The 19,927-nt window shown below is 68.6% G+C and carries 18 protein-coding genes; 10 read left to right on the top strand and 8 right to left on the bottom strand.

Translation table 11 applies throughout. From position 1 onward, the window contains the following. Positions 1 to 54: 54 nt before the first annotated feature. Positions 55 to 984 (bottom strand): ribokinase, encoded by a 930-nt coding sequence (gene rbsK, locus U4012_RS26210; protein WP_044846062.1) that lies wholly within the window; start codon positions 982 to 984, stop codon positions 55 to 57. 238 nt (positions 985 to 1,222) lie between these two features. Here rbsK and U4012_RS26205 point away from each other — a divergent pair, with 238 nt between their 5' ends. Then, a complete protein-coding gene (locus U4012_RS26205; RefSeq protein ID WP_321802171.1) occupies positions 1,223 to 2,293 on the top strand; it encodes a LacI family DNA-binding transcriptional regulator in 1,071 nt (356 codons plus the stop codon). A gap of 78 nt (positions 2,294 to 2,371) precedes the next feature. On the opposite strand, the gene aroC is transcribed toward U4012_RS26205, so the two are convergent. From aroC to U4012_RS26190, 3 genes are all read right to left on the bottom strand, one after another. After that, positions 2,372 to 3,472 (bottom strand): chorismate synthase, encoded by a 1,101-nt coding sequence (gene aroC, locus U4012_RS26200; RefSeq protein ID WP_044846064.1) that lies wholly within the window; start codon positions 3,470 to 3,472, stop codon positions 2,372 to 2,374. Positions 3,473 to 3,734: 262 nt separating this feature from the next. Then, positions 3,735 to 5,669 (bottom strand): MFS transporter, encoded by a 1,935-nt coding sequence (locus U4012_RS26195; protein WP_321802170.1) that lies wholly within the window; start codon positions 5,667 to 5,669, stop codon positions 3,735 to 3,737. A gap of 139 nt (positions 5,670 to 5,808) precedes the next feature. After that, on the bottom strand, positions 5,809 to 6,264 hold the full coding sequence (locus U4012_RS26190) for a CBS domain-containing protein (RefSeq protein WP_044846066.1): 456 nt from the start codon (positions 6,262 to 6,264) through the stop codon (positions 5,809 to 5,811). Positions 6,265 to 6,422: 158 nt separating this feature from the next. Here U4012_RS26190 and U4012_RS26185 point away from each other — a divergent pair, with 158 nt between their 5' ends. Continuing rightward, positions 6,423 to 6,740 (top strand): Mpo1-like protein, encoded by a 318-nt coding sequence (locus U4012_RS26185; RefSeq protein WP_044846067.1) that lies wholly within the window; start codon positions 6,423 to 6,425, stop codon positions 6,738 to 6,740. Positions 6,741 to 6,758: 18 nt separating this feature from the next. Here the strand turns inward: U4012_RS26185 and U4012_RS26180 are convergent, their stop codons facing one another. Continuing rightward, entirely contained in the window at positions 6,759 to 8,087 is a 1,329-nt protein-coding gene (locus tag U4012_RS26180) for a YihY family inner membrane protein (RefSeq protein WP_321802169.1), read from the bottom strand. A 148-nt stretch (positions 8,088 to 8,235) separates the two neighbouring features. Here U4012_RS26180 and wrbA point away from each other — a divergent pair, with 148 nt between their 5' ends. The 4 genes from wrbA to U4012_RS26160 are packed head-to-tail and all read left to right on the top strand — an operon-like array spanning position 8,236 to position 11,547. Then, complete coding sequence (wrbA, locus tag U4012_RS26175) at positions 8,236 to 8,856, top strand: NAD(P)H:quinone oxidoreductase (protein ID WP_321802168.1); 621 nt, start codon at positions 8,236 to 8,238, stop codon at positions 8,854 to 8,856. Continuing rightward, entirely contained in the window at positions 8,853 to 9,254 is a 402-nt protein-coding gene (locus U4012_RS26170; RefSeq protein ID WP_321802167.1) for a DUF2069 domain-containing protein, read from the top strand. Before wrbA ends, U4012_RS26170 begins: the two co-directional genes overlap by 4 nt. Positions 9,255 to 9,273: 19 nt before the next feature. Next, positions 9,274 to 10,695 (top strand): FAD-binding oxidoreductase, encoded by a 1,422-nt coding sequence (locus U4012_RS26165; RefSeq protein WP_044846071.1) that lies wholly within the window; start codon positions 9,274 to 9,276, stop codon positions 10,693 to 10,695. Positions 10,696 to 10,719: 24 nt separating this feature from the next. Continuing rightward, positions 10,720 to 11,547: a metallophosphoesterase gene (locus U4012_RS26160; protein WP_124488969.1), complete on the top strand. Its 828-nt coding sequence runs from the start codon at positions 10,720 to 10,722 to the stop codon at positions 11,545 to 11,547. Positions 11,548 to 11,603: 56 nt separating this feature from the next. Here U4012_RS26160 and U4012_RS26155 read toward each other — a convergent pair whose 3' ends face one another. Both U4012_RS26155 and U4012_RS26150 read right to left on the bottom strand, forming a co-directional pair. Continuing rightward, positions 11,604 to 11,762 carry a hypothetical protein gene (locus U4012_RS26155; RefSeq protein WP_170296438.1) on the bottom strand — a complete coding sequence of 53 codons (159 nt, stop codon included), beginning with the start codon at positions 11,760 to 11,762 and terminating at the stop codon, positions 11,604 to 11,606. A 125-nt stretch (positions 11,763 to 11,887) separates the two neighbouring features. Then, entirely contained in the window at positions 11,888 to 12,829 is a 942-nt protein-coding gene (locus U4012_RS26150; RefSeq protein WP_044846073.1) for a LysR family transcriptional regulator, read from the bottom strand. A gap of 157 nt (positions 12,830 to 12,986) precedes the next feature. On the opposite strand from U4012_RS26150, the gene U4012_RS26145 reads away from it, so the two are divergent. From U4012_RS26145 to U4012_RS26130, 4 genes are read left to right on the top strand one after another with little or no spacing between them, the layout of a single operon-like run. Next, on the top strand, positions 12,987 to 14,618 hold the full coding sequence (locus U4012_RS26145) for an efflux transporter outer membrane subunit (RefSeq protein WP_321802166.1): 1,632 nt from the start codon (positions 12,987 to 12,989) through the stop codon (positions 14,616 to 14,618). Positions 14,619 to 14,633: 15 nt separating this feature from the next. After that, the gene (locus U4012_RS26140) at positions 14,634 to 16,835 is read left to right on the top strand and encodes an FUSC family protein (protein WP_044846075.1); all 2,202 of its coding nucleotides are present in this window, start codon (positions 14,634 to 14,636) and stop codon (positions 16,833 to 16,835) included. After that, positions 16,832 to 17,035 carry a DUF1656 domain-containing protein gene (locus U4012_RS26135; RefSeq protein ID WP_011351756.1) on the top strand — a complete coding sequence of 68 codons (204 nt, stop codon included), beginning with the start codon at positions 16,832 to 16,834 and terminating at the stop codon, positions 17,033 to 17,035. The genes U4012_RS26140 and U4012_RS26135 overlap by 4 nt, the downstream gene beginning before the upstream one ends. A gap of 12 nt (positions 17,036 to 17,047) precedes the next feature. Further along, complete coding sequence (locus U4012_RS26130) at positions 17,048 to 17,923, top strand: HlyD family secretion protein (RefSeq protein ID WP_044846076.1); 876 nt, start codon at positions 17,048 to 17,050, stop codon at positions 17,921 to 17,923. 18 nt (positions 17,924 to 17,941) lie between these two features. Here the strand turns inward: U4012_RS26130 and U4012_RS26125 are convergent, their stop codons facing one another. Then, on the bottom strand, positions 17,942 to 19,615 hold the full coding sequence (locus tag U4012_RS26125) for a methyl-accepting chemotaxis protein (protein WP_321802165.1): 1,674 nt from the start codon (positions 19,613 to 19,615) through the stop codon (positions 17,942 to 17,944). Between the last annotated feature and the right edge of the window lie 312 nt (positions 19,616 to 19,927).

Below are 19,927 nucleotides of genomic sequence, written 5' to 3'. Positions count from 1 at the left end.
GTCTCCATGTCCTGAATGGTTTCCGGGCCTCGGTCTGTTCCGTCTTCGCGGAATCTATGCGGCCCCACGCTCCACTTCCTCGCGTGTCGGAATCGACGTCTGCGCGCCGTGGCGCGTGACGCTGATCGCGGCCGCACGCTGTCCGAACGCGATCGCGTCGTCCATCGACGCGCCGCTCGCCCGGGCGGCCGCGAAGCCGCCGACGAAGGTATCGCCGGCCGCCGTCGTATCGACGGCGACCACCGCCATCGCCCGATGGCGGCCGCTCCCTGCACTTCCGCGCCAGCAGACGCCGCGCGCGCCCAGCGTGACCAGCACGTTGCCGACACCCTTCGCGCGCAGCGCTTCGGCGGCCCGCACCGCGGAGGCGTCGTCGCCGACGGCAATGCCGGTCAGCGACTCCGCTTCCGTTTCGTTGACGACGAGATAGTCGATGCGGGCCAGCAATGCGTCGAACAGCGGCCGGGCCGGCGCCGGATTGAGCAGCACCGGCGTGCGATGTGCGATCGCACTGCCGATGGCGCGCGCGACGGTCTCGATCGGCACCTCGAGCTGGCACACCATCAGCGCCGCGCCGGCGATCGCGTCGCGCGCCCGGTCGATCAATTCGGCATCGAGGCGCGCGTTTGCACCGGGCACGACGACGATGCTGTTCGCCCCGTGCGCATCGACCGTGATCGTCGCGACCCCGGTTGCCTCGCCGTCGATCCGGTGCAGATGCGTCACGTCGATGCGCTCCGCCGCCAGCGCGTCGTGCAGACGTGCGCCGAACGCATCGTTGCCGACGCAGCCGATCATCGCGACCGACGCACCGAGGCGCGCGGCGGCCACCGCCTGGTTCGCCCCCTTGCCGCCGTGAACGGTCTGGAACGTGGTGCCGAGCAGCGTTTCGCCCGGCACGGGCAGCCGCGGCGCATGCGTGACGAGGTCGACGTTGACGCTGCCGACGACAGCGATTCGGGGTGGTCTGGTGTGGGTCATCATCGAATGTAACCGCTTACATTTTCGACGGACAAAATGGCCTGATCGGCCTTCGTCGACGAAAACTTCACGATGCGGTTGAAATCTGTGTCTGACATAATACGGAGTAGCATCAAGATAGCGCTTACATTCTCACAGGCGAGACCGGGATTGCAAGCGGGACCACGATGAATCGAGGGTAAACGATGGCGTTTTTGACCACACGCGGAGCCTGCAGGGCAGCCGCGCCCGGGGATGACCGATGAGTACGCCTTCATCCGGCGGCGGCGCGGCTCGCGCGCGCCGCGGCAGCGGCCGGTCGGTGCTCGGCGACGTCGCGAAACTCGCCGGCGTGTCGACCGCGACCGTTTCGCGCGTCTACAACGATCCCGGCAAGGTCTCGGCCGACGTGCAGCAGCGCGTGCGCGACGCGGCACGTGCGCTGAACTGGATTCCCAACGCAGCCGGCCGCGCACTCGCCTCCACGCGCACCCACATCACCGGGGCGATCATTCCGACGCTCGACGACCAGGTGTTCGCATCGCAGGTAGCGGGCATGCAGGCGGTCATGGCCGAGCACGGCATCACCCTGTTCCTGGGCTGCTCGAATTACGATCCGGCGCAAGCGCTCGCGCAGGTGCGCGCGATGCTGTCGCGCGGCGTCGAAGCGGTGTCGCTGGTCGGCGAAGCCTATCCGCCGGAAGTATTCGAACTGCTCGACCTGCATCGGGTGCCGTATGTCGTCACCTATGCTTACCGCGACGACAGCCCGCACTGCTGCATCGGCTTCGACAACCGCGCGGCATTCGCGCGACTGACCACGCACCTGCTCGAGCTCGGGCATCGCGATTTCGCGATCATCATGCAGCCTTCGGCCGACAACGACCGCGTGCAGGCCCGCCTGCGCGGCATTCACGAGACGCTCGCCGCGCGCGGGCTCGCGGTCAGGCCGATCCACCAGCACGAGGGCGCGGCCACGATCGCGTTCGGGCGGGCGAGCCTGCGCGCGATTGCCGACAGCGGCGCGACGCGCCCGACGGCCGTGATCTGCGGCAACGACGCACTCGCGCTCGGCGCCCTGCTCGAGGCGCAGGCACGGGGCATCGACGTGCCTTCGCAGCTGTCGATCACCGGGTTCGACGATGTCGCGCTGGCTCGCGAAATCCGGCCGGCGCTGACGACGATGTGGGTCGACACCGATGCGATCGGCCGCAAGGCCGCCCGCGCGTTGCTCGACGCACTCGAAAACGGCGCAGCCGGGCCCGGTTGCGCGGTACTGCCGGAGCTGCGGGTGCGCGAATCGGCCGCGCCGCCGGACGCGCCGGCCCAATGAAAGCGGGGCGCCGCAGGCGCCCCGTTTCGCATCGAATCGGCTAAATCGGTCGAACCGGCGAGTGCCGGCTCCGTTGCATCAGGTCGCGCTGCCCGCGATCTTCGGCGTCGGCGTCTCGACGTCGCCGCACTGCGCGCGATGGCGCAGCGCGTGGTCGATCAGCACCAGCGCGAGCATCGACTCGGCGATCGGCGTCGCGCGAATGCCGACGCACGGGTCGTGGCGGCCGAAGGTTTCGACGGTCGCTTCTTCACCGGACTTCGTGATCGAACGGCGCGGCGTGCGGATGCTCGAGGTCGGCTTGATCGCGATCGACACGGTGATGTCCTGCCCCGTCGAAATCCCGCCGAGCACGCCGCCTGCATGGTTGCCGACGAAGCCGGCCGGCGTCAGTTCGTCACCGTGCACCGAGCCGCGCTGCGCGACGCTGTCGAAGCCCGCGCCGATCTCGACGCCCTTCACCGCGTTGATGCTCATCATCGCCTTCGCGATGTCCGCGTCGAGCCGGTCGAATACCGGTTCACCCCAGCCGACCGGCACGCCCGACGCGACGACGTCGATGCGCGCACCGATCGAATCGCCGTCCTTGCGCAGCGCGTCCATGTAGGCTTCCAGCTCCGGAACGATCGCCGCGTTCGGCGAGAAGAACGGGTTCTCGCGGACGTGCGACCAGTCGACGAACGGCACGTCGATCTCGCCGAGACCGCTCATGTAGCCGCGCACTTCGACGCCGAAGCGCTCGCGCAGCCACTTCTTCGCGACCGCGCCCGCGCCGACGATCGGCGCGGTCAGGCGCGCGGACGAGCGGCCGCCGCCACGGTAGTCGCGGATGCCGTATTTCTGCCAGTAGGTGTAGTCGGCGTGGCCGGGGCGGAACGTCTCGACGATGTTGCCGTAATCCTTGCTGCGCTGGTCGGTGTTGCGGATCAGCAGCGCGATCGGCGTGCCGGTCGTCACGCCCTCGAACACGCCGGACAGGATCTCGACCTCGTCGGCTTCCTGGCGCTGCGTCACGTGCCGCGACGTGCCGGGCTTGCGGCGATCGAGCTCGACCTGGATGTCGGCTTCGGTCAGCCCCATTCCCGGCGGGCAGCCGTCGATCACGCAGCCGATCGCGGGACCGTGCGATTCGCCGAAGGTCGTGACAGTGAAAAGCGTGCCGAGGGTATTGCCGGACATGATGGAACCGCCCAAAGAGAAATGGACAAACCGATGCGCTGCCGGGGCCGCTGGCAGGCCGATCGTTTGCCGGTCGAGAAAAGAGGTAAACCGCTATTATGCCAGCCGTCCCGGACCCGCGGGCCGCGTGAACCGTTCAGACCATACTGGCCGGCCACGCAGACGGCCCGGCGCGAGAATCGTCGAACCGCGCCGTTGCCGGTCGAACCGGCCGGTTTGCAGCCGTGTGCTGCCCGATACGAAGCCGCCGGGCCGGCCCTGCCTACTTCCGCGCGCCGCGCAGCTCGGTCACCGCCGCCTGCAGCGCCTCGGGCGTCGCGACCGAGGCCGCGATCGGCTCGCCGACCGCGAGCGTCAGCCGGCTCATCACGCCGCGCTTGATCGGCCGCGGCATGCGCGCATCGGCATGACGGGAGAAATAGCTGCCCCACAGCCCGCGCAGCGCCATCGGGATCACGGGCGCCGGCGTGCGGCCCAGGATCTCGGTGATGCCGTGGTGGAAGGTGTTGATGTCGCCCGTCTTGGTCAGCTTGCCCTCGGGGAAGATGCACACGAGTTCGCCGTCCTTCAGCGCGGCCTCGCATGCGTCGTACGCGCGCGCGAGCATGTCGGGATCCTCGTGGCGCGGCGCGATCGGAATCGCCTTCGCATGCCGGAACACCCAGCTCGCGAAGCGCGCCTTGAAGATCCGGTGATCCATCACGAACCGGATCGGCCGCGGGCTCGCAGCCGCCAGCACGAGCGCGTCGACGTAGCTCACGTGGTTGCATACGAGCACGGCCGCGCCCTCTTCCGGGATCCGCTCCGCATGGACGAGACGAATCCGGTAGAACGTGTGCACCAGCACCCACGCGACGAAACGCAGCAGGAACTCGGGGACGAGCAGGTAGATATACGTCGCGACCACGACGTTCAGCAGCGCGGTGACGAGGAACAGGCCGGGGATGTCGACACCGGCCTTGGTCAGCCCCATCGCCATCAGGGCCGACAGGATCATGAACAGCGCGTTCAGGATGTTGTTCGCGGCGATGATCCGCGCACGGTGGGTCGGCGCGCTGCGGCTCTGGATCAGCGCATACAGCGGCACGCTGTAGAAGCCGCCGAACATCGCGAGCAGGAACAGGTCGGCCAGGATGCGCCAGTGGCGCGCGCCGCCCAGGAATTCCCCGACCGACAGCAGATGCCCGGGTGACGGCAGCGAGCGGCTCGCGAAATACAGCTCGATCGCGAACACGCTGATGCCGATCGAGCCGAGCGGCACGAGGCCGATTTCGACGCGCCGCTGCGACAGCCGCTCGCAGAGCAGCGAGCCGAGGCCGATCCCGACCGAGAACGTCGCGAGCAGGACCGTGACGACGTCGGGGCTCGCGGACAGCACGTCCTTCGCGAAATTGAAGAACGACGTGAGGAACGTCGCGCCGACGAACCACAGCCACGAGATGCCGAGCAGGCTCAGGAACACGGTGCGGTTCTGCCGCGCGAGCCCGAGGTTGCGCCACGTTTCGCTGAACGGGTTCCAGTTGATCACGAGATCGGGCTGCGGCGCGGGCGTCGACGGCACGCGCTGCGCGACGAGCCGCCCCGCGAGCGCGATGACGACGACGCTCACCGCGAGCACGCGCTCGCCGCTGCCTTCGATGCCCGCGGCCGCGCCGCCGATGATCGTGCCGATCAGGATCGCGATGAACGTGCCCATCTCGACGAGGCCGTTGCCGCCGACCAGTTCGTGGTCGCCGAGATGCTGCGGCAGGTACGAATACTTGACGGGGCCGAACAGCGTCGAGTGCATCCCCATCATGAACGTGCACAGATACAGCAGCGTCGCGCTGTGCGTGACGAAACCGGCCGCGCCGACCAGCATCAGCACGATCTCGAAGGACTTCACGAAGCGCGTGAGCGTCGCCTTGTCGTATTTGTCGGCGATCTGGCCGGAGGTGGCCGAGAACAGCACGAACGGCAGGATGAAGATCGCGGAGATCAGGAACGCGGCCGTCTTCGCGTCGACGCCGGAAAAGCGCGCGGTGTGATAGGTGACGAGCGACGTGAAGCCGATCTTGAACACGTTGTCGTTCAGCGCGCCCAGGAACTGGGTCGTGAAGAACGGCGCGAAACGGCGCTGGCGCAACAGGTCGAACTGCGACGCGTGGGCGCGCCGTTCGCCGCGCGATGCGGAAGAGACTTGCGTGTGATCGCTCATGCGGAATACGCGCGCATCGTCTGGGCGAAGCTGCGCGGGCCTTGGGTTGTTGTCGAAAAAACGGCGGCGCAGGCTGAACCTGCGCCGCCGTACGCCGAATGGCAGCGCCCGCGCGTCATGGCACCGGGCGCGACGCGATTCACGGCTTCTGCGCTTCGGCTTCCGATTCCGGCCAGTCGCGGATGTACGCCTTCAGCATCCGGTTCTCGAAGCTCTGCGCCTCGACGACCGTCTTCGCGACGTCGTAGAACGAAATGACGCCCATCAGCACCTTCTTGTCGAGCACCGGCATGTAGCGCGCGTGGCGCTCGAGCATCATCCGGCGCACTTCGTTGACGTCGGTTTCCGGCGTGCACGTGAGCGGCTCGTCCATCACCTTGCGCACCTGCACGTCGCCGATCGCGCCGCCGTTCACGTGCAGGCGCAGGATGATCTCGCGGAACGTCAGCATCCCGACGAGATCACCGTACTCCATCACGACGAGCGAACCGATATCGTGTTCGGCCATCGTATCGACCGCTTCGCGCAGCGGCTTATCGGGCGTCACCGTAAACAGCGTGTTGCCCTTCACTTTCAGAATATCGCTGACGCGCATCGTAGTCCCCTCATGCTTGAATGCAAAACCGCTTTCGATCCTATCGGAAAGCCTGTCAAAAGGAAAGCTCAGCCCCACGCGGCGCGGCCGTCGCCGCTTGCGGACACCGGCCGGCCGCCGCACAATGACTCCATGGACGGCGGCCCGAGGAGACGGCCATGGCACATACGCATACGGAGCAATTCGCCAGCTTCGCCGATTTCTACCCGTACTACCTGAACGAACACCAGAACCTGACGTCGCGCCGGCTGCACTTCATCGGCTCGCTCGGCGTGATCGGCTGCGTCGCGATGGCGATCGCGACGGGCCACTGGCCGTGGCTGCCGGCGGCGGTCGTGTGCGGCTACGGATTCGCGTGGGTCGGACACTTCTTCTTCGAGAAGAACCGCCCCGCCACGTTCCGGCACCCGATCTACAGCCTGATGGGCGACTGGGTGATGTTCAAGGACATCTGCACCGGCAAGATTCCGCTGTAACGCCCGCCCGGCACCGCGTCACGCCGTTTTCGGCGGCCGCGCGTGCGGGTCGGGCGCCCCGCCGGGCACCGGCCCGGGCACGGTCGCGGCCGGCGCACCCGCAAGCCGGTGCGCGGCGATCAGCGACGCAAGCGATACGTCGAACCGGTCGTTCGACAGCACCTCGAGCAATGCCGCGCCTTCGACGTGGCTGCTGCGTCGCTGCAGCTGGTAGGTCAGTTCGGTGCGGTCGATCACCAGCACGTCGAACAGCTGCGCCAGCGTCAGCTGCTCCGGATTCGCCAGCAGGATGTAGCGCGGCGCGCGTTCGCCGCTGTCCAGCCGCGCGATCCATTCCCGCTCCTCCATCGTCGACAGCAGCCGCTGCGCGGTTTCCATGTCGCAGCGCAACATGGCCGCAAGCCGCATCGCCGTATAGCCCGCCTTGCCGACCGCGCGCGCCTCGGCCAGCCGCGCGAGCAATTCGAGCGCGTCGAGCAGGTCGCTGCCCGCATAGTGGATGCGATGGAACTGGCCGACGCGGATCGCCGGCAGCGCGGACGCCACCATCGCGCCGAGCAGCGCGATGAACCAGCTCAGATACACCCACAACAGGAATACCGGCAGCGCCGCGAACGCGCCGTAGACGGCCGTATAGGTCGGAATGCGCCGTACGTAATAGCCGAAGCCGCGCTTCGCGAGCTCGAACGCGATGGCCGCGAACAGCCCGCCGATCACCGCGTCGCGCCATGCGACCGTGCAGTTCGGCAGATACACGTACAGCAGCGTGAACGCGAGCACGGTCAGCGGCAGCGACACGAACGCGAGCAGCCATTCGACGATCGACGTCGACGGCGCGGCGCCGGTGAACGCCAGCGATTGCGTAAACAGGTACGACGAGATCGACAGGCTCACGCCGAACAGCAAGGGCCCGAGCGTGATCAGCGCCCAGTACGCGAGCACGCGCTGCGCGAACGGCCGCGGCTTGCGTACCCGCCAGATCAGGTTGAACGCGGACTCGATCGTCATCATCGTCATCACGGACGTGACGACGAGCACGATCAGGCCGGCCGTCGTCAGCCCCTTGGCCTTCGACGCGAACTGGTTCAGGTACTTGAAGATCTGGACGTTGAACTGCGCGGGCATCAGGTGATCCGCGAGGAACCCCTGCAGCGAGATCTGGAACGACGCGAACATCGGGAACGCGGTAAACAGCGCAAACGCGACCGTCACGAGCGGCACGAGTGCCAGCATCGTCGTGAACGTGAGGCTGCCCGCCACTTGCGGGATGCGATCCTCGGCGCTGCGCCGGGCCGCGAACTGCGCGAGGCGCTTGAGGGTGTCGAGATCGACGCTCAACTTCGGCAAACGGCTTCTCCTTCTCTGCTGACGCCGCGCGCCCGACGGCGCGCCGCCGCCGCGCTGCGCGACGACTTCAGCCCCTATAATAGCCGCTCGATCCAGCAGGGGCCGACTGCACCGGGCATCCGCGCGGCCGCATGCGGCCCCGTCGCCCATGAAAGACATCCTCGTCCTCTATTACAGCCGCCACGGCGCCACGCGTGATCTCGCGCTCGCAATCGCGAACGGCATCGACAGCGTGCCCGGCATGCAGGCCCGCATCCGTACCGTGCCACCCGTCTCGACGGTCTGCGAAGCCACCGCCTCCGATATCCCCGACGACGGCCCGCCGTATGCGGAACTGCGCGATCTCGAGGAGTGCGCGGGCCTCGCGCTCGGCTCGCCGACCCGCTTCGGCAACATGGCCGCCTCGCTCAAGTATTTCCTCGACGGCACGACGCCGCAATGGCTGTCGGGCGCGCTGACCGGCAAGCCGGCCTGCGTGTTCACGTCGACCGGCAGCCTGCACGGCGGCCAGGAGTCGACGCTGCTGTCGATGATGCTGCCGCTGCTGCATCACGGGATGATGATCGTCGGCATCCCGTACACGGAATCCGCGCTCAGCACGACGCGCACCGGCGGCACGCCGTACGGCGCGTCGCACGTGTCCCAGCACGATCGCAGCGGGCCCGCAGGACTGTCGGCGGACGAAAAGGCGCTCGCGGCCGCGCTTGGCGTGCGGCTCGCGCGTGCGGCGGCGGCCCTCGCCGACGCCCAGGCCGCCGAGGCCGCATGAACGCGCCTGCCCATCCCACCCGCCCCGCCGTCGCCGCCCGGCCGCGCTACGCGCTCGCCGCGGCCGCGTGCCTCGCCGCGCTGATTGCGCTGTCGCTCGCGTGGGAACTGTGGCTCGCGCCGCTGCGCCCGGGGGGCTCGGCGCTGATGCTCAAGGCCGTGCCGCTCGCGCTCGCGCTGCCCGGCGTCTGGCGGCGTAACATTTATACGATGCAGTGGGCGAGCATGCTGATCCTCGTCTATTTCGCCGAAGGTATCGTGCGCGGCATGTCCGACCGCGGATTGTCCGCGACGCTCGGCTGGTGCGAGACCGCGCTCGCCGTCGGCTTCTTCGTGGCCGCGCTGGCCTACGTCGCGCCGTTCAAGCGCGCGGCGAAGCAGCAGCGCGCCGCGTCCTGACCCTTACGCGACCGAACGTATGAATTCTTCCGAAGCCTTCGTATCCGCCTGCCGAGACGCGATCGGCGCCACCTACGTGCTGACCGAGCCGCACGACACCGAACCGTTCCTGACCGACTGGCGCCGCCGCTACAAGGGCAGCGCGTGCGCGGTGCTGAAACCGGCCGATACGGCGGAAGTCGCCGCGCTCGTCCGGCTCGCCAACGCGCACGGCGTCGCGCTCGTGCCGCAGGGCGGCAACACGGGGCTCGCCGGTGGCGCGACGCCCGACGCGAGCGGCAGCCAGGCCGTGCTGAGCCTCGCGCGCCTGAACCGCGTGCGGGCCCTCGATCCGCACAACAACACGATCACGGTCGACGCCGGCGTGATCCTCGCCGACGTGCAGGCGCGCGCCCGCGAAGGCGGCCGGCTGTTCGCGCTGAGCCTCGCCGCCGAAGGCAGCTGCACGATCGGCGGCAACCTGTCGACCAACGCGGGCGGCACCGCGGTGCTGCGCTACGGCAACGCACGCGAGCTGTGCCTCGGGCTCGAGGTCGTGACGCCACAGGGCGAGATCTGGGACGGCCTGCGCGGGCTGCGCAAGGACAACACCGGCTACGACTTGCGCGACCTGTTCATCGGCGCCGAAGGCACGCTCGGGATCATCACGGCCGCCGTGCTGAAGCTGCATCCGCTGCCGGCCGCGCAGGTCACGGCGCTGGCCGCGCTCGAGTCGCCGCACGCGGCGCTCGACTTCCTCGCGCTCGCGCAACGCGCGGCCGGCCCGCTGCTGACCGGCTTCGAGCTGATGTCCGACTTCTGCATGCAGCTGGTCGGCAAGCACTATCCGCAACTGCGCTATCCGTTCGACCGCACGCATGCGCAGACGGTGCTGCTCGAACTGTCGGACAACGAAAGCGAAACGCATGCGCGCGCGCTGTTCGAAAAACTGATGGAAGAGGCGTTCGAGGCCGGGCTCGTGGTCGACGCCGTCGTCGCGGAAAATCTCGCGCAATCGCGCGCGTTCTGGGACCTGCGCGAACACATCCCGCTCGCGCAGGCCGACGAGGGTCTCAACATCAAGCACGACATCGCGGTGCCGATCTCGTCGATCGCGCGCTTCATCGACGAAACCGACGCAGCGATCCAGCAGGCCGCGCCGGGCGCGCGGATGGTCACGTTCGGCCATCTCGGCGACGGCAACCTGCACTACAACGTGCAGACGCCCGAAGGCGGCGACCCGAAGGCATTCCTCGCGGCATTCCAGAAGCCGATCAACCGCATCGTCTACGACAACGTGCACCGTCACCACGGCACGATCAGCGCGGAGCACGGGATCGGCCAGCTGAAGATCGACGACGCGCAGCGCTACAAGTCGCCGGTCGAAACGGCGCTCATGCGCACGCTGAAAACCGCGCTCGACCCGCGCGGGCTGATGAATCCCGGCAAGGTCCTGCACTGAAGCCCCCGTCCCGGAGCGATGCCCATGAGAGTCCGCGTCCTGTCCGACCTGCATCTCGAATGCAACCAGCCCGACACGATCGCGCATGCCGACGCGGATCTCGTCGTGCTGGCCGGCGATATCCACAATCACGCGGAAGGCCTGCGCTGGGCCGCGGAGACGTTCGATCCCGACGTGCCGGTGATCTACGTGCCGGGTAATCACGAGTACTACGACGGGGAATTCGGCGCGCTCGAAACCGCGATGCGCGACGCCGCGCACACGATCGACCACGTGCATTACCTGAACAACGGCGTGTACGTCGATCCGGCGCAGCGCTTTCGCGTGCTCGGCACGACGCTGTGGGCCGATTTCTCGCTGTTCGGCGCCGACCAGGCGAGCGTCGCGCGCGCGATCGACGCGGCCATGCGCGTGATGCTCGATTTCAAGGGATTGATCCAGGTGACGTGGCCGCACGATGCGTCCGTGCATGCGGCGGCAGCCCCGGAGCGGGATTTCACGCCGGCCGACGCGATCGCGCTGCACCGGCAAGGCCGCGCGTGGCTGGAAGCACGGCTCGCGACACCGTTCGCGGGGCGCACGATCGTCGTCACGCATCATGCGCCGCACCTGCGCTCGCTGGCGGAGCGTTATGCGGAAGACCTGGCGTCGGCGGGATTCGTCACGGACATGGCGGAACTCGTGCGGCCGCCCGTGGACCTGTGGATCCACGGCCACACGCATACTTCATTCGATTACGTGACCGACAGCGGCACGCGCGTGGTGTGCAACCCGCGCGGCTATATCCGCCGGCGCACCGGCGAACTGGAGAATCCCGCGTTTGCGTGGGACAAGGTGGTCGAGCTCGGCTGAGCGCCAAGCCGTCGGGCCGCGTGATGCGGCCCTACCCGAGCTGAAAGGCCGCCCGATCAGCGATCGGCGCGGCGCGAGCCGTTCGACGACGGGCGCACCCGCACCGGCACGGGCTTCATCCGTGCCTTCATCGCGCGCAGCAGATCGCGCGTCGCCGCGGCGGCAGCAGCCGCACCAAGCAAAACTCCAAGGCCGATCATCAGTTGCGTATCCATTGCGACTCCGGGTGTGGGCAGTTCCAAATCTCGATGATTGAAACAGTATCAAACTGTCCGCGGTCCGTTGGTAAAAAAATGTTGCGTGAAGGACAAATCTGGTCAGATTGCACTCGACCGCGCGCTCATGTCGCAGCCGTGAACTGCGCGAGCGCGGCTTCGTCGGCTTCCAGCGTGGCCGGCAGCTCGTCGCGCAGGAAATCGACCCAGGTGCGGATTTTCGCGTCGAGGTACTGGCGCGACGGATACAGCGCGTAGATGTTCATCACGTGCGACCGGTATTCGGGCATCACGCGCACGATGTGTCCGCTGCGCAGCCCGCCGATCGCCGAATAGAGCGGCAACCCGCCGATTCCCATCCCTTCCCGCACGGCCACCGCGAGCGCCTCGGCGACGTTCACGCGGAACGGCGGCGCCGTGACCGGAACCACTTCGTCGCCGCGCGGCCCCGACAGCGACCACTCGTCGAAATGAAAACCGGGCGCGACCATCCCGAGACAGACGTGCTGCTCGAGATCGGCCGGGGTCTGCGGCACGCCGTGCGCGTCGATATAGCCCGGCGACGCGCACACGACGCTGTAGCTCTCGCCAAGCCGCTGCGACACGAGCCCCGAATCCGGCAGGTCGCGGCCGACCACGATCGCGACGTCGTACCCCTCGTCGAGCAGGTCGGGCATGCGCTGCGCGAGCGTCAGCTCGACGTGCACGTCCGGATAGCGCTGCCGATAGCGCGCGATGGCCGGCACCAGGTAGTGCTGCCCGAGGCTCGTGAAGCAATGCACCTTCAGCTTGCCCGACGGCCGCGCGTGCGCGTCGCCCGCTTCGGCTTCGGCCTGGTCGACGTACGCGAGGATCTGTTCGCAGCGCTGCAGGTAGCGCTCGCCCGCTTCGGTCAGCGCGATCCGGCGCGTCGTCCGGTTCAGGAGGCGCGTGCGCAGGTGCGCCTCGAGATCCGACACGGCGCGCGACGCATAGGCGGTGGTCGAATTCATCTGCTGGGCGGCCGCGGTAAAGCTGCCCGCGTCGACCACGCGGACGAAGACCCGCATGTTTTGTAACGTATCCATCCCATTACCCGTATGAATCCGGAGGGATTGTTGCACAGGGGCCAACAAATATTATCTCAGGATTCGTAAAAATGACTTGCACCGTTGTCCATTTATTCAGGAATCACTGAAAAATATAATCGCATCCGACTCATCTATATCCGAAAGGGAGAAAATCGTGCGGTCTCCGGCAACAAAAGGGACGCTGGCACTGGCGGTTCTTGCAGTCTCATTAATAATGGCCGGATGCGCGAGCATGGGCGACAACAAGCCGCAGTCCGCCCGCATCGAAGCGAACACGCTCGACGCCGGTGCCGCGATCCGCGCGGCGGACCACGATGCGGGCTGGCCCGCGTCCGACTGGTGGCGCGCGTACCGCGATCCGCAGCTCGATGCGTGGATTGCCGCCGCGCAGGCCGGCAACCCGAGCCTGGCGGCCGCCGAGGCGCGCGTGCGCGAAGCGCAGGCGATGGCGCGCGTGGCGCGGTCGGCGGAACTGCCGCAGATCAACGGCAATCTGTCGCTGATGCGCCAGCACTGGCCGGACAACGTCTACTACGGCCCGGGGCCGCTCGCCGACACCGACACCTGGAACAACACCGGCACGCTCGGCCTGTCGTACCACCTCGACCTGTGGGGCAAGGACAAGAACGCGACCGAGCGCGCGCTCGACACCGCGCATGCGACCGCGGCCGACGCACGGGCGGCGAAGCTCGAGCTCGAGGTCAACGTCGTGCGCGCGTATGTCGGCATGTCGATGAACTACGCGCTGCTCGACCTTGCGCACGAAACGTTCGAACGCCAGCGCTCGCTGGCCGATCTCGCGCGCAAGCGCCTGCAGGCCGGCCTCGGCACGCAGCTCGAAGTCAGCCAGGCCGAATCGACGCTGCCCGACTACGAGCGCCAGATCGACAGCTACGAAGAAGCGATCCAGCTCGCGCGCCACCAGCTCGCCGCGCTCGCGGGCAAGGGCCCGGGCGCCGGCGACGCGATCAAGCGGCCGAGCCTGTCGCTCGATGCGCCGGCCGGCCTGCCGTCCGCGCTGCCGGCCGACCTGCTCGGGCGCCGCCCGGACGTCGTCGCGGCCCGCTGGACGGTCGACGCGCAGGCTCGCGGCATCGATGTCGCGAAAGCCGCGTTCTACCCGAATATCGACCTGCTCGCGACGGTCGGCGGCTTCGGCGTGACCGCGCCGTTCACCGACTTCCTGCGCGCGATGAACGGCGGCTGGACGGCCGGCCCAGCGCTGTCGCTGCCGATCTTCGAAGGCGGCCGGCTGCGCGCGCAACTCGGCGCGGCCGATGCCGGCTACGACCAGGCGGTCGAACGCTACAACCAGACGGTCGTCGGCGCGCTCAAGGACATCGCCGACCAGGTCGTGCGGATCCGCTCGCTCGACACGCAGAAGAAGGACGCCGCGCGCTCGGTGGCCGCCAACGACCGCAGTTACCAGCTGTCGCGCGAAGGCTTCCGCCGCGGGCTGACCGATTACGTGAACGTGCTCGTCGCGCAGCAGCAGTTGCTGCGCGCGCAGGAGACGGCCGCCCGCATCGACGCGGAACGCCTCGCCGCGCACGCACAGTTGATGGCCGCGCTCGGCGGCGGCGTCGAGACGGAGACGCAGACAGATGCGGACGTTCGGGGCGGTCATCCGGCCCGCGACGCGTCCGCCGCGGGGGCCGCCGCGCCGGCCGCCGCATCGGGTGCGAAACCCGCCGCGGCCGCCGCGCGCCCCGCGCACCCCGCGCAGGTCGAGACGGCCGGTTCGGCCGGTTCGGCCGGTGCAGCCGCCACGCCGGCCGCACGGTAACGCGGAGCGACCGTCATGTCAGCCTCCTCCCCCGCTTCCACGCACGCCGGCGGCCCGCTCGCGGCCTGGTACGCCGCCTTCGGCGACTGGGCCCGCAGCGACGGCGCCGCGTGGCTCTACCTGTTCAAGGCGCTGCTCGCCGCGTTCATCGCGACCGGCGTGTCGATGCGGCTCGACCTGCCCGCGCCGAAGACGGCGATGACCACGGTGTTCATCGTGATGCAGCCGCAAAGCGGCGCGGTGCTCGCGAAGAGCTTCTACCGGGTCGCCGGCACGATCTTCGGGCTGATCGCGACGCTCACGTTCGTCGGGCTGTTCCCGCAGCAGCCGCAGCTGTTCCTCTTGGCCGTCGCGCTGTGGGTCGCGCTGTGCACGGCCGGCGCCGCGCGCAACCGCAATTTCCGCAGCTACGGCTTCCTGCTCGCCGGTTACACGACCGCGCTGATCGGGCTGCCGGCGTCGCAACACCCCGACGGCGCGTTCATGAGCGCGATGACGCGGGTCGCCGAGATCATGGTCGGGATCGTGTCGGCAGGCGTCGTCAGCGCGCTGGTGTTTCCGCAGTACACCGGAGAGCAGATGCGCACGACGGTGCGCAAGCGCTTCAGCAGCTTCGTCGACTACGTCGCGGCGGCCCTGTCGGGCCAGCTCGACCGCGCGCACATCGAAACCATCCATACGCGCTTCGTCGCGGACGTGGTCGGCTTCGAAGCGGCGCGCAGCATGGCCGTGTTCGAGGATCCGGACACGCGGATGCGCAGCGGCCGTCTCGCGCGCCTGAACAGCGAGTTCATGAGCGTATCGAGCCGCTTCCATGCGCTGCACCAGCTGATGAACCGGCTGCGCGCGGCCGGCGCGCAGGCCGCGATCGATGCGATCGAGCCGTACTTCCGCGAAATCGCGCCGCTTCTGACGCGCAACGGCGAGCCGGTGCGCTCGTCGGCCGACGCCGCGCTCGCCGCCGAACAGCTGCTCGCGTGGCGCGACGCGCTGCCGCGCCGCATCCGCGCGACGCGCGCCGCGCTCGAGACGCAGCCGGATTTCCCGCTGCTCGACTTCGACACGGCCACCGAACTGCTGTATCGCTTCATCACGGACCTGCACGAATACGCGGCGACCTACGCGTCGCTGTCGACCGCGACGCACGAGCGCGAGCGCTGGATCGAACGCTACGAGCCGCGCACCAACCTGACGGCGATGGTGATCGCGGCGATTCGCACCGCGACCGTGATCCTCGTGCTCGGCGCGTTCTGGATCGCGACCGCGTGGCCGAGCGGCGTGACGCTGACGCTGACGGCGGCGGCCACCTGCGCGCTCGCATCGTCGACGCCGCGCCCGACCGCGATGTCCGCACAGATGGGCATGGGTACCGCACTGGCCGTCTGCACGGGCTTCCTGCTGACGTTCGGCATCTACCCGCACATCGACGGCTTCCCGCTGCTGTGCGTGGCCCTCGCGCCGCTGCTCGCGATCGGCATCTTCATGACGCTGAAGCCGAAGCTCGCCGGCTACGGGATGGGCTACCTGATCTTCTTCAGCTTCCTCGCCGGCCCCGACAACATCACGCACTACGATCCGACGAGCTTCATGAACGACGCGCTCGCGCTGGTGCTGTCGATGCTCGTCTCGGCGATCGCGTTCGCGGTGCTGTTCCCGCCGACCGCGCCGTGGCACAAGAAGCGGCTGTTCGCCGACCTGCGCCACCAGGTGGTCGCGGCGTGCCACGCACGGCTCGCCGGCTTGCGCACGCGCTTCGAGAGCGGCGCGCGCGACCTGATGTACCAGGCGCACACGCTGTCGGCCGACCAGCCCGACGTGCAGCGCGACGCGCTGCGCTGGATGTTCGCGGTGCTGGAAACGGGCAATGCGGCGCTGGACCTGCGCGCGGAGCTGGCGACGCTGCCGTCCGACCCGCGCTATGCGCCGACGACACCGTGGCGCCGCGCGATCGAGACGCTGCGCGCCGCGCTGTCCGCGCTGTTCCGCAAGCCGGACGCGGCGCGCTTCGACGCGGCGCTCGCCGCGGTCAACGCCGCGATCGACGCGACCCGGCAAACGCTCGATGCGTTCACGCCGTCGCGCGAGGAGCGCCACCGGCTGCAACGCATCCTGAGCCATCTGCATTTCGTACGCACGGCGCTGCTCGATCCGGAATCGCCGCTCGAGCCGCTCAACCGCAACCGCCCCGTGCGTCCCCAACAAGGAGCCTCGTCATGATGCCGCGTGAAATCGCCATTCTCGATGCCTACATGCCCACGGTGGTCCTGATGTTCGTCCTGGGCGCGCTCGCGACCTGGGCCGTCGACCGCCTGCTCGCCTACACGGGCCTCTACCGTCTCGTCTGGCACCCGTCGCTGTTTCGCGCGTGCCTTCTCGTCTGCATTTGCGGCGGATTGAGTCTTGCCGTTTACCGTTGATTCCGAACCATCATGATTCTCAGAAAACTCTTCGGCTTCGTCGCGACCGCCATCATCCTTCTCGTCGCGATCCTGATCGGGCGCTCGCTGTGGGTGCACTACATGGACGATCCCTGGACGCGCGACGGCCGCGTCCGTGCCGAGATCGTCAACGTCGCGCCGGACGTGTCGGGCGCGATCGTCGAGCTGCCCGTGCATGACAACCAGCTCGTGAAAAAGGGCGACCTGATCATGCAGATCGACCCGTCGCACTACCAGATCGCGGTCGAGCAGGCGCAGGCGGCCGTCGCCGCCCGCCGCGCGGAACTGCAGATGCGCCGCGACGACGCGGCCCGTCGTGCCGACCTCGACGCGCTCGTCGTGTCGAAGGAAAACCGCGAGAACGCGGCGCACAGCGCGTCGAGCGCCGATGCGCAGTACCAGCAGGCGATCGCCGCGCTCGACGCCGCGAAGCTCAACCTCGAACGCACGCGCGTGGTCGCACCGGTCGACGGCTACATCACGAACCTGCAGACGTTCAAGGGCAACTACGCGGTGGCCGGCCAGGCGAAGCTCGCGATCGTCGACAGCCATTCGTTCTGGGTCTACGGCTACTTCGAGGAAACCAAGCTGCCGCGCGTGAAGGTCGGCGCGCCGGCCGAGATGCGGCTGATGAGCGGCGGCGTGATGAAGGGCCACGTCGAGAGCATTTCGCGCGGCATCTACGATCGCGACAACCCGCAAAGCCGCGACCTCGTCGCGGACGTGAACCCGACCTTCAACTGGGTGCGCCTCGCGCAGCGCGTGCCGGTGCGCATCCGCATCGACGAGGTGCCGGCCGACGTGGTGCTGTCAGCGGGCACGACCTGCACGGTCATCATCGATCCGGACCAGCGGAAGAAGTCGTAAGCGCCGACGGCCGGACGCCTACGCCGCGATGCGAAAGCGTCCGACCAGCGACTTGAGCGCCTGCGCCTGTTCGTCGAGCGCATTCGCCGCGGCGGCCGCCTGCTCGACGAGCGCGGCGTTCTGCTGCGTGCCGGCATCCATCTGCGTGACCGCGCGGCCGATTTCGTCGATCCCGGCGCTCTGCTCGTCCGACGCCGCCGAGATCTCGCCGATGATGTCGGTCACGCGCTTGACCGCCCGCACCACGTCGTCCATCGTGCGGCCCGCATCGTGCGCGAGCGCCGCGCCGTTCGCGACGCGCTCGACCGACGCGCCGATCAGCGTACGGATCTCCTTCGCCGCGGTCGCCGCGCGCTGCGCGAGCAGCCGCACCTCGCCCGCGACCACCGAAAAACCGCGCCCCTGCTCACCCGCGCGCGCCGCCTCGACCGCCGCGTTCAACGCGAGAATGTTGGTCTGGAACGCGATCCCCTCGATCGTGCCGATGATGTCGCGAATGTTCTTCGCGCTGTCGTCGATCTCGCTCATCGTCGCGACCACGCGACCGACGACTTCGCCGCCCGCCTCCGCGACGGCCGACGCATTGGCCGCGAGCGCGCTCGCCTGACGCGCGTTCTCGGCGTTCTGCCGCACGGTCGACGTGAGCTCTTCCATGCTGGCCGCGGTGCGCTCGAGCGCGACGGCCTGCTGCTCGGTGCGCCGCGACAGGTCGAGGTTGCCGGTCGAGATCTCGCCGGACGCGGCCGCGATCGCCTCGGCGCTGACGGCGATCTCGCCGACGGTCGCCGCAAGCCCGGACTGCATGTCGGACAGCGCGCGCACCATGCTGTCGCGGTCGTGCCGGCCGAGCGGAATCGGCCGCGTCAGGTCGCCGCGCGCGATGTCGGCGGCGATCGCCTTCGCCTGGGCGGGCTCGCCGCCGAGCTGCGACGCCAGGCGGCGCACGACCCGCTCGGCGATCGCGATCGCCAGCACGATAAGCGCGGCCGTCATCGCCGCGATCATCGCGAACGACGACGAGAAGATCGTTGCGGATGCATCGAGCGTCGCCTTCGACTTCGCGCCGCGCGTCTTCACGAGCATCGCGACGAGCTTCTCGAGCTTGCCGGTCTCGACCAGCAGCGACACGTCCTGCGTGCCGACCTGCCAGTTCATCTGCGACAGGTCGAGCGGCTGCGCCTGCACGAGCGCGACGAAATCGCGCAGATGGCCGCTCCACGTGCCGACCGCCAGCGAGAATGCGCGCAGTCGCGCGGAATCGTCCGCATCGGCCGGATCCGCGTAATGCTGCAGCGTCGCGAGCGCCTGGCCGATCGACGCGAGCCCCGCGCCGACTTCGGCGCCCAGGTCGTCGCGTTCCTTCGCGGTGGTGGCGGTCAGCAGCATCTTCTGCGCGCGGCTCGCGCGCAGCACCTCGGCGCGCACTTCCTCCGCCGCGCGGCTCGCGACGTGCCCTTGCTCGTAGACCGACGCAATCGACGCGTTCAGCCGGCTGATCTGCCACAGCGAGAACACGCCGATCGCGAGCGTGCCGGCCAGCAGGATCGCGAACGCGGCGCGCAACGTCGCCTTGACGGTCCACGTCCGGCGTTCGCGCCGGGCTGCGCGCGCGTGCCGCGAGGCGGGCCTGGCGGCTGCGTCGGCCGCGGCTGTGGCCGCGGCCGGCCGCGGATGCAATGAAGCTGCTTTCATCGATATTTCCCCGTATTGATCGTGCCGCCGGAAAGGTCGGTTCTGGCGGCCGGCATTCACGCAATGGCCCGTCATGCCGCGCGTCCTGCACCCGTCCGGCTCGTGGCCGGCGCCGGGCGCGGCGCACCTGTGTTGTCGTTGCGTCTTCTACGGCCTCGATCGGCGCGCCTTGAGTCCGGACAAACACCGATCCGGTCCCGCGCGGCGCGACGAAAGGCGGACACGCCGCAGCGTTATACCCGGCCAAAAAAGGGTGCAATGGGTCGAATCGTCGTAGCAATGTCCGAATCGCGACAAAACTTGGCCGGACAT

The sequence above is a fragment of the Burkholderia sp. BCC1988 genome (assembly GCF_905339895.1).
Taxonomy (GTDB): domain Bacteria; phylum Pseudomonadota; class Gammaproteobacteria; order Burkholderiales; family Burkholderiaceae; genus Burkholderia.
Note: the sequence above shows the minus strand (reverse complement) of the source record. Positions and strands in the feature narration are given on the sequence as shown.

What these genes read in the sequence shown, in the direction of transcription:
- rbsK (WP_044846062.1), bottom strand. Translation starts at nt 984, where the DNA reads ATGATGACCCACACCAGACCACCCCGAATCGCTGTCGTCGGCAGCGTC.
- U4012_RS26205 (WP_321802171.1), top strand. Translation starts at nt 1,223, where the DNA reads ATGAGTACGCCTTCATCCGGCGGCGGCGCGGCTCGCGCGCGCCGCGGC.
- aroC (WP_044846064.1), bottom strand. Translation starts at nt 3,472, where the DNA reads ATGTCCGGCAATACCCTCGGCACGCTTTTCACTGTCACGACCTTCGGC.
- U4012_RS26195 (WP_321802170.1), bottom strand. Translation starts at nt 5,669, where the DNA reads ATGAGCGATCACACGCAAGTCTCTTCCGCATCGCGCGGCGAACGGCGC.
- U4012_RS26190 (WP_044846066.1), bottom strand. Translation starts at nt 6,264, where the DNA reads ATGCGCGTCAGCGATATTCTGAAAGTGAAGGGCAACACGCTGTTTACG.
- U4012_RS26185 (WP_044846067.1), top strand. Translation starts at nt 6,423, where the DNA reads ATGGCACATACGCATACGGAGCAATTCGCCAGCTTCGCCGATTTCTAC.
- wrbA (WP_321802168.1), top strand. Translation starts at nt 8,236, where the DNA reads ATGAAAGACATCCTCGTCCTCTATTACAGCCGCCACGGCGCCACGCGT.
- U4012_RS26170 (WP_321802167.1), top strand. Translation starts at nt 8,853, where the DNA reads ATGAACGCGCCTGCCCATCCCACCCGCCCCGCCGTCGCCGCCCGGCCG.
- U4012_RS26165 (WP_044846071.1), top strand. Translation starts at nt 9,274, where the DNA reads ATGAATTCTTCCGAAGCCTTCGTATCCGCCTGCCGAGACGCGATCGGC.
- U4012_RS26160 (WP_124488969.1), top strand. Translation starts at nt 10,720, where the DNA reads ATGAGAGTCCGCGTCCTGTCCGACCTGCATCTCGAATGCAACCAGCCC.
- U4012_RS26155 (WP_170296438.1), bottom strand. Translation starts at nt 11,762, where the DNA reads ATGGATACGCAACTGATGATCGGCCTTGGAGTTTTGCTTGGTGCGGCT.
- U4012_RS26150 (WP_044846073.1), bottom strand. Translation starts at nt 12,829, where the DNA reads ATGGATACGTTACAAAACATGCGGGTCTTCGTCCGCGTGGTCGACGCG.
- U4012_RS26140 (WP_044846075.1), top strand. Translation starts at nt 14,634, where the DNA reads ATGTCAGCCTCCTCCCCCGCTTCCACGCACGCCGGCGGCCCGCTCGCG.
- U4012_RS26135 (WP_011351756.1), top strand. Translation starts at nt 16,832, where the DNA reads ATGATGCCGCGTGAAATCGCCATTCTCGATGCCTACATGCCCACGGTG.
- U4012_RS26130 (WP_044846076.1), top strand. Translation starts at nt 17,048, where the DNA reads ATGATTCTCAGAAAACTCTTCGGCTTCGTCGCGACCGCCATCATCCTT.
- U4012_RS26125 (WP_321802165.1), bottom strand. Translation starts at nt 19,615, where the DNA reads ATGAAAGCAGCTTCATTGCATCCGCGGCCGGCCGCGGCCACAGCCGCG.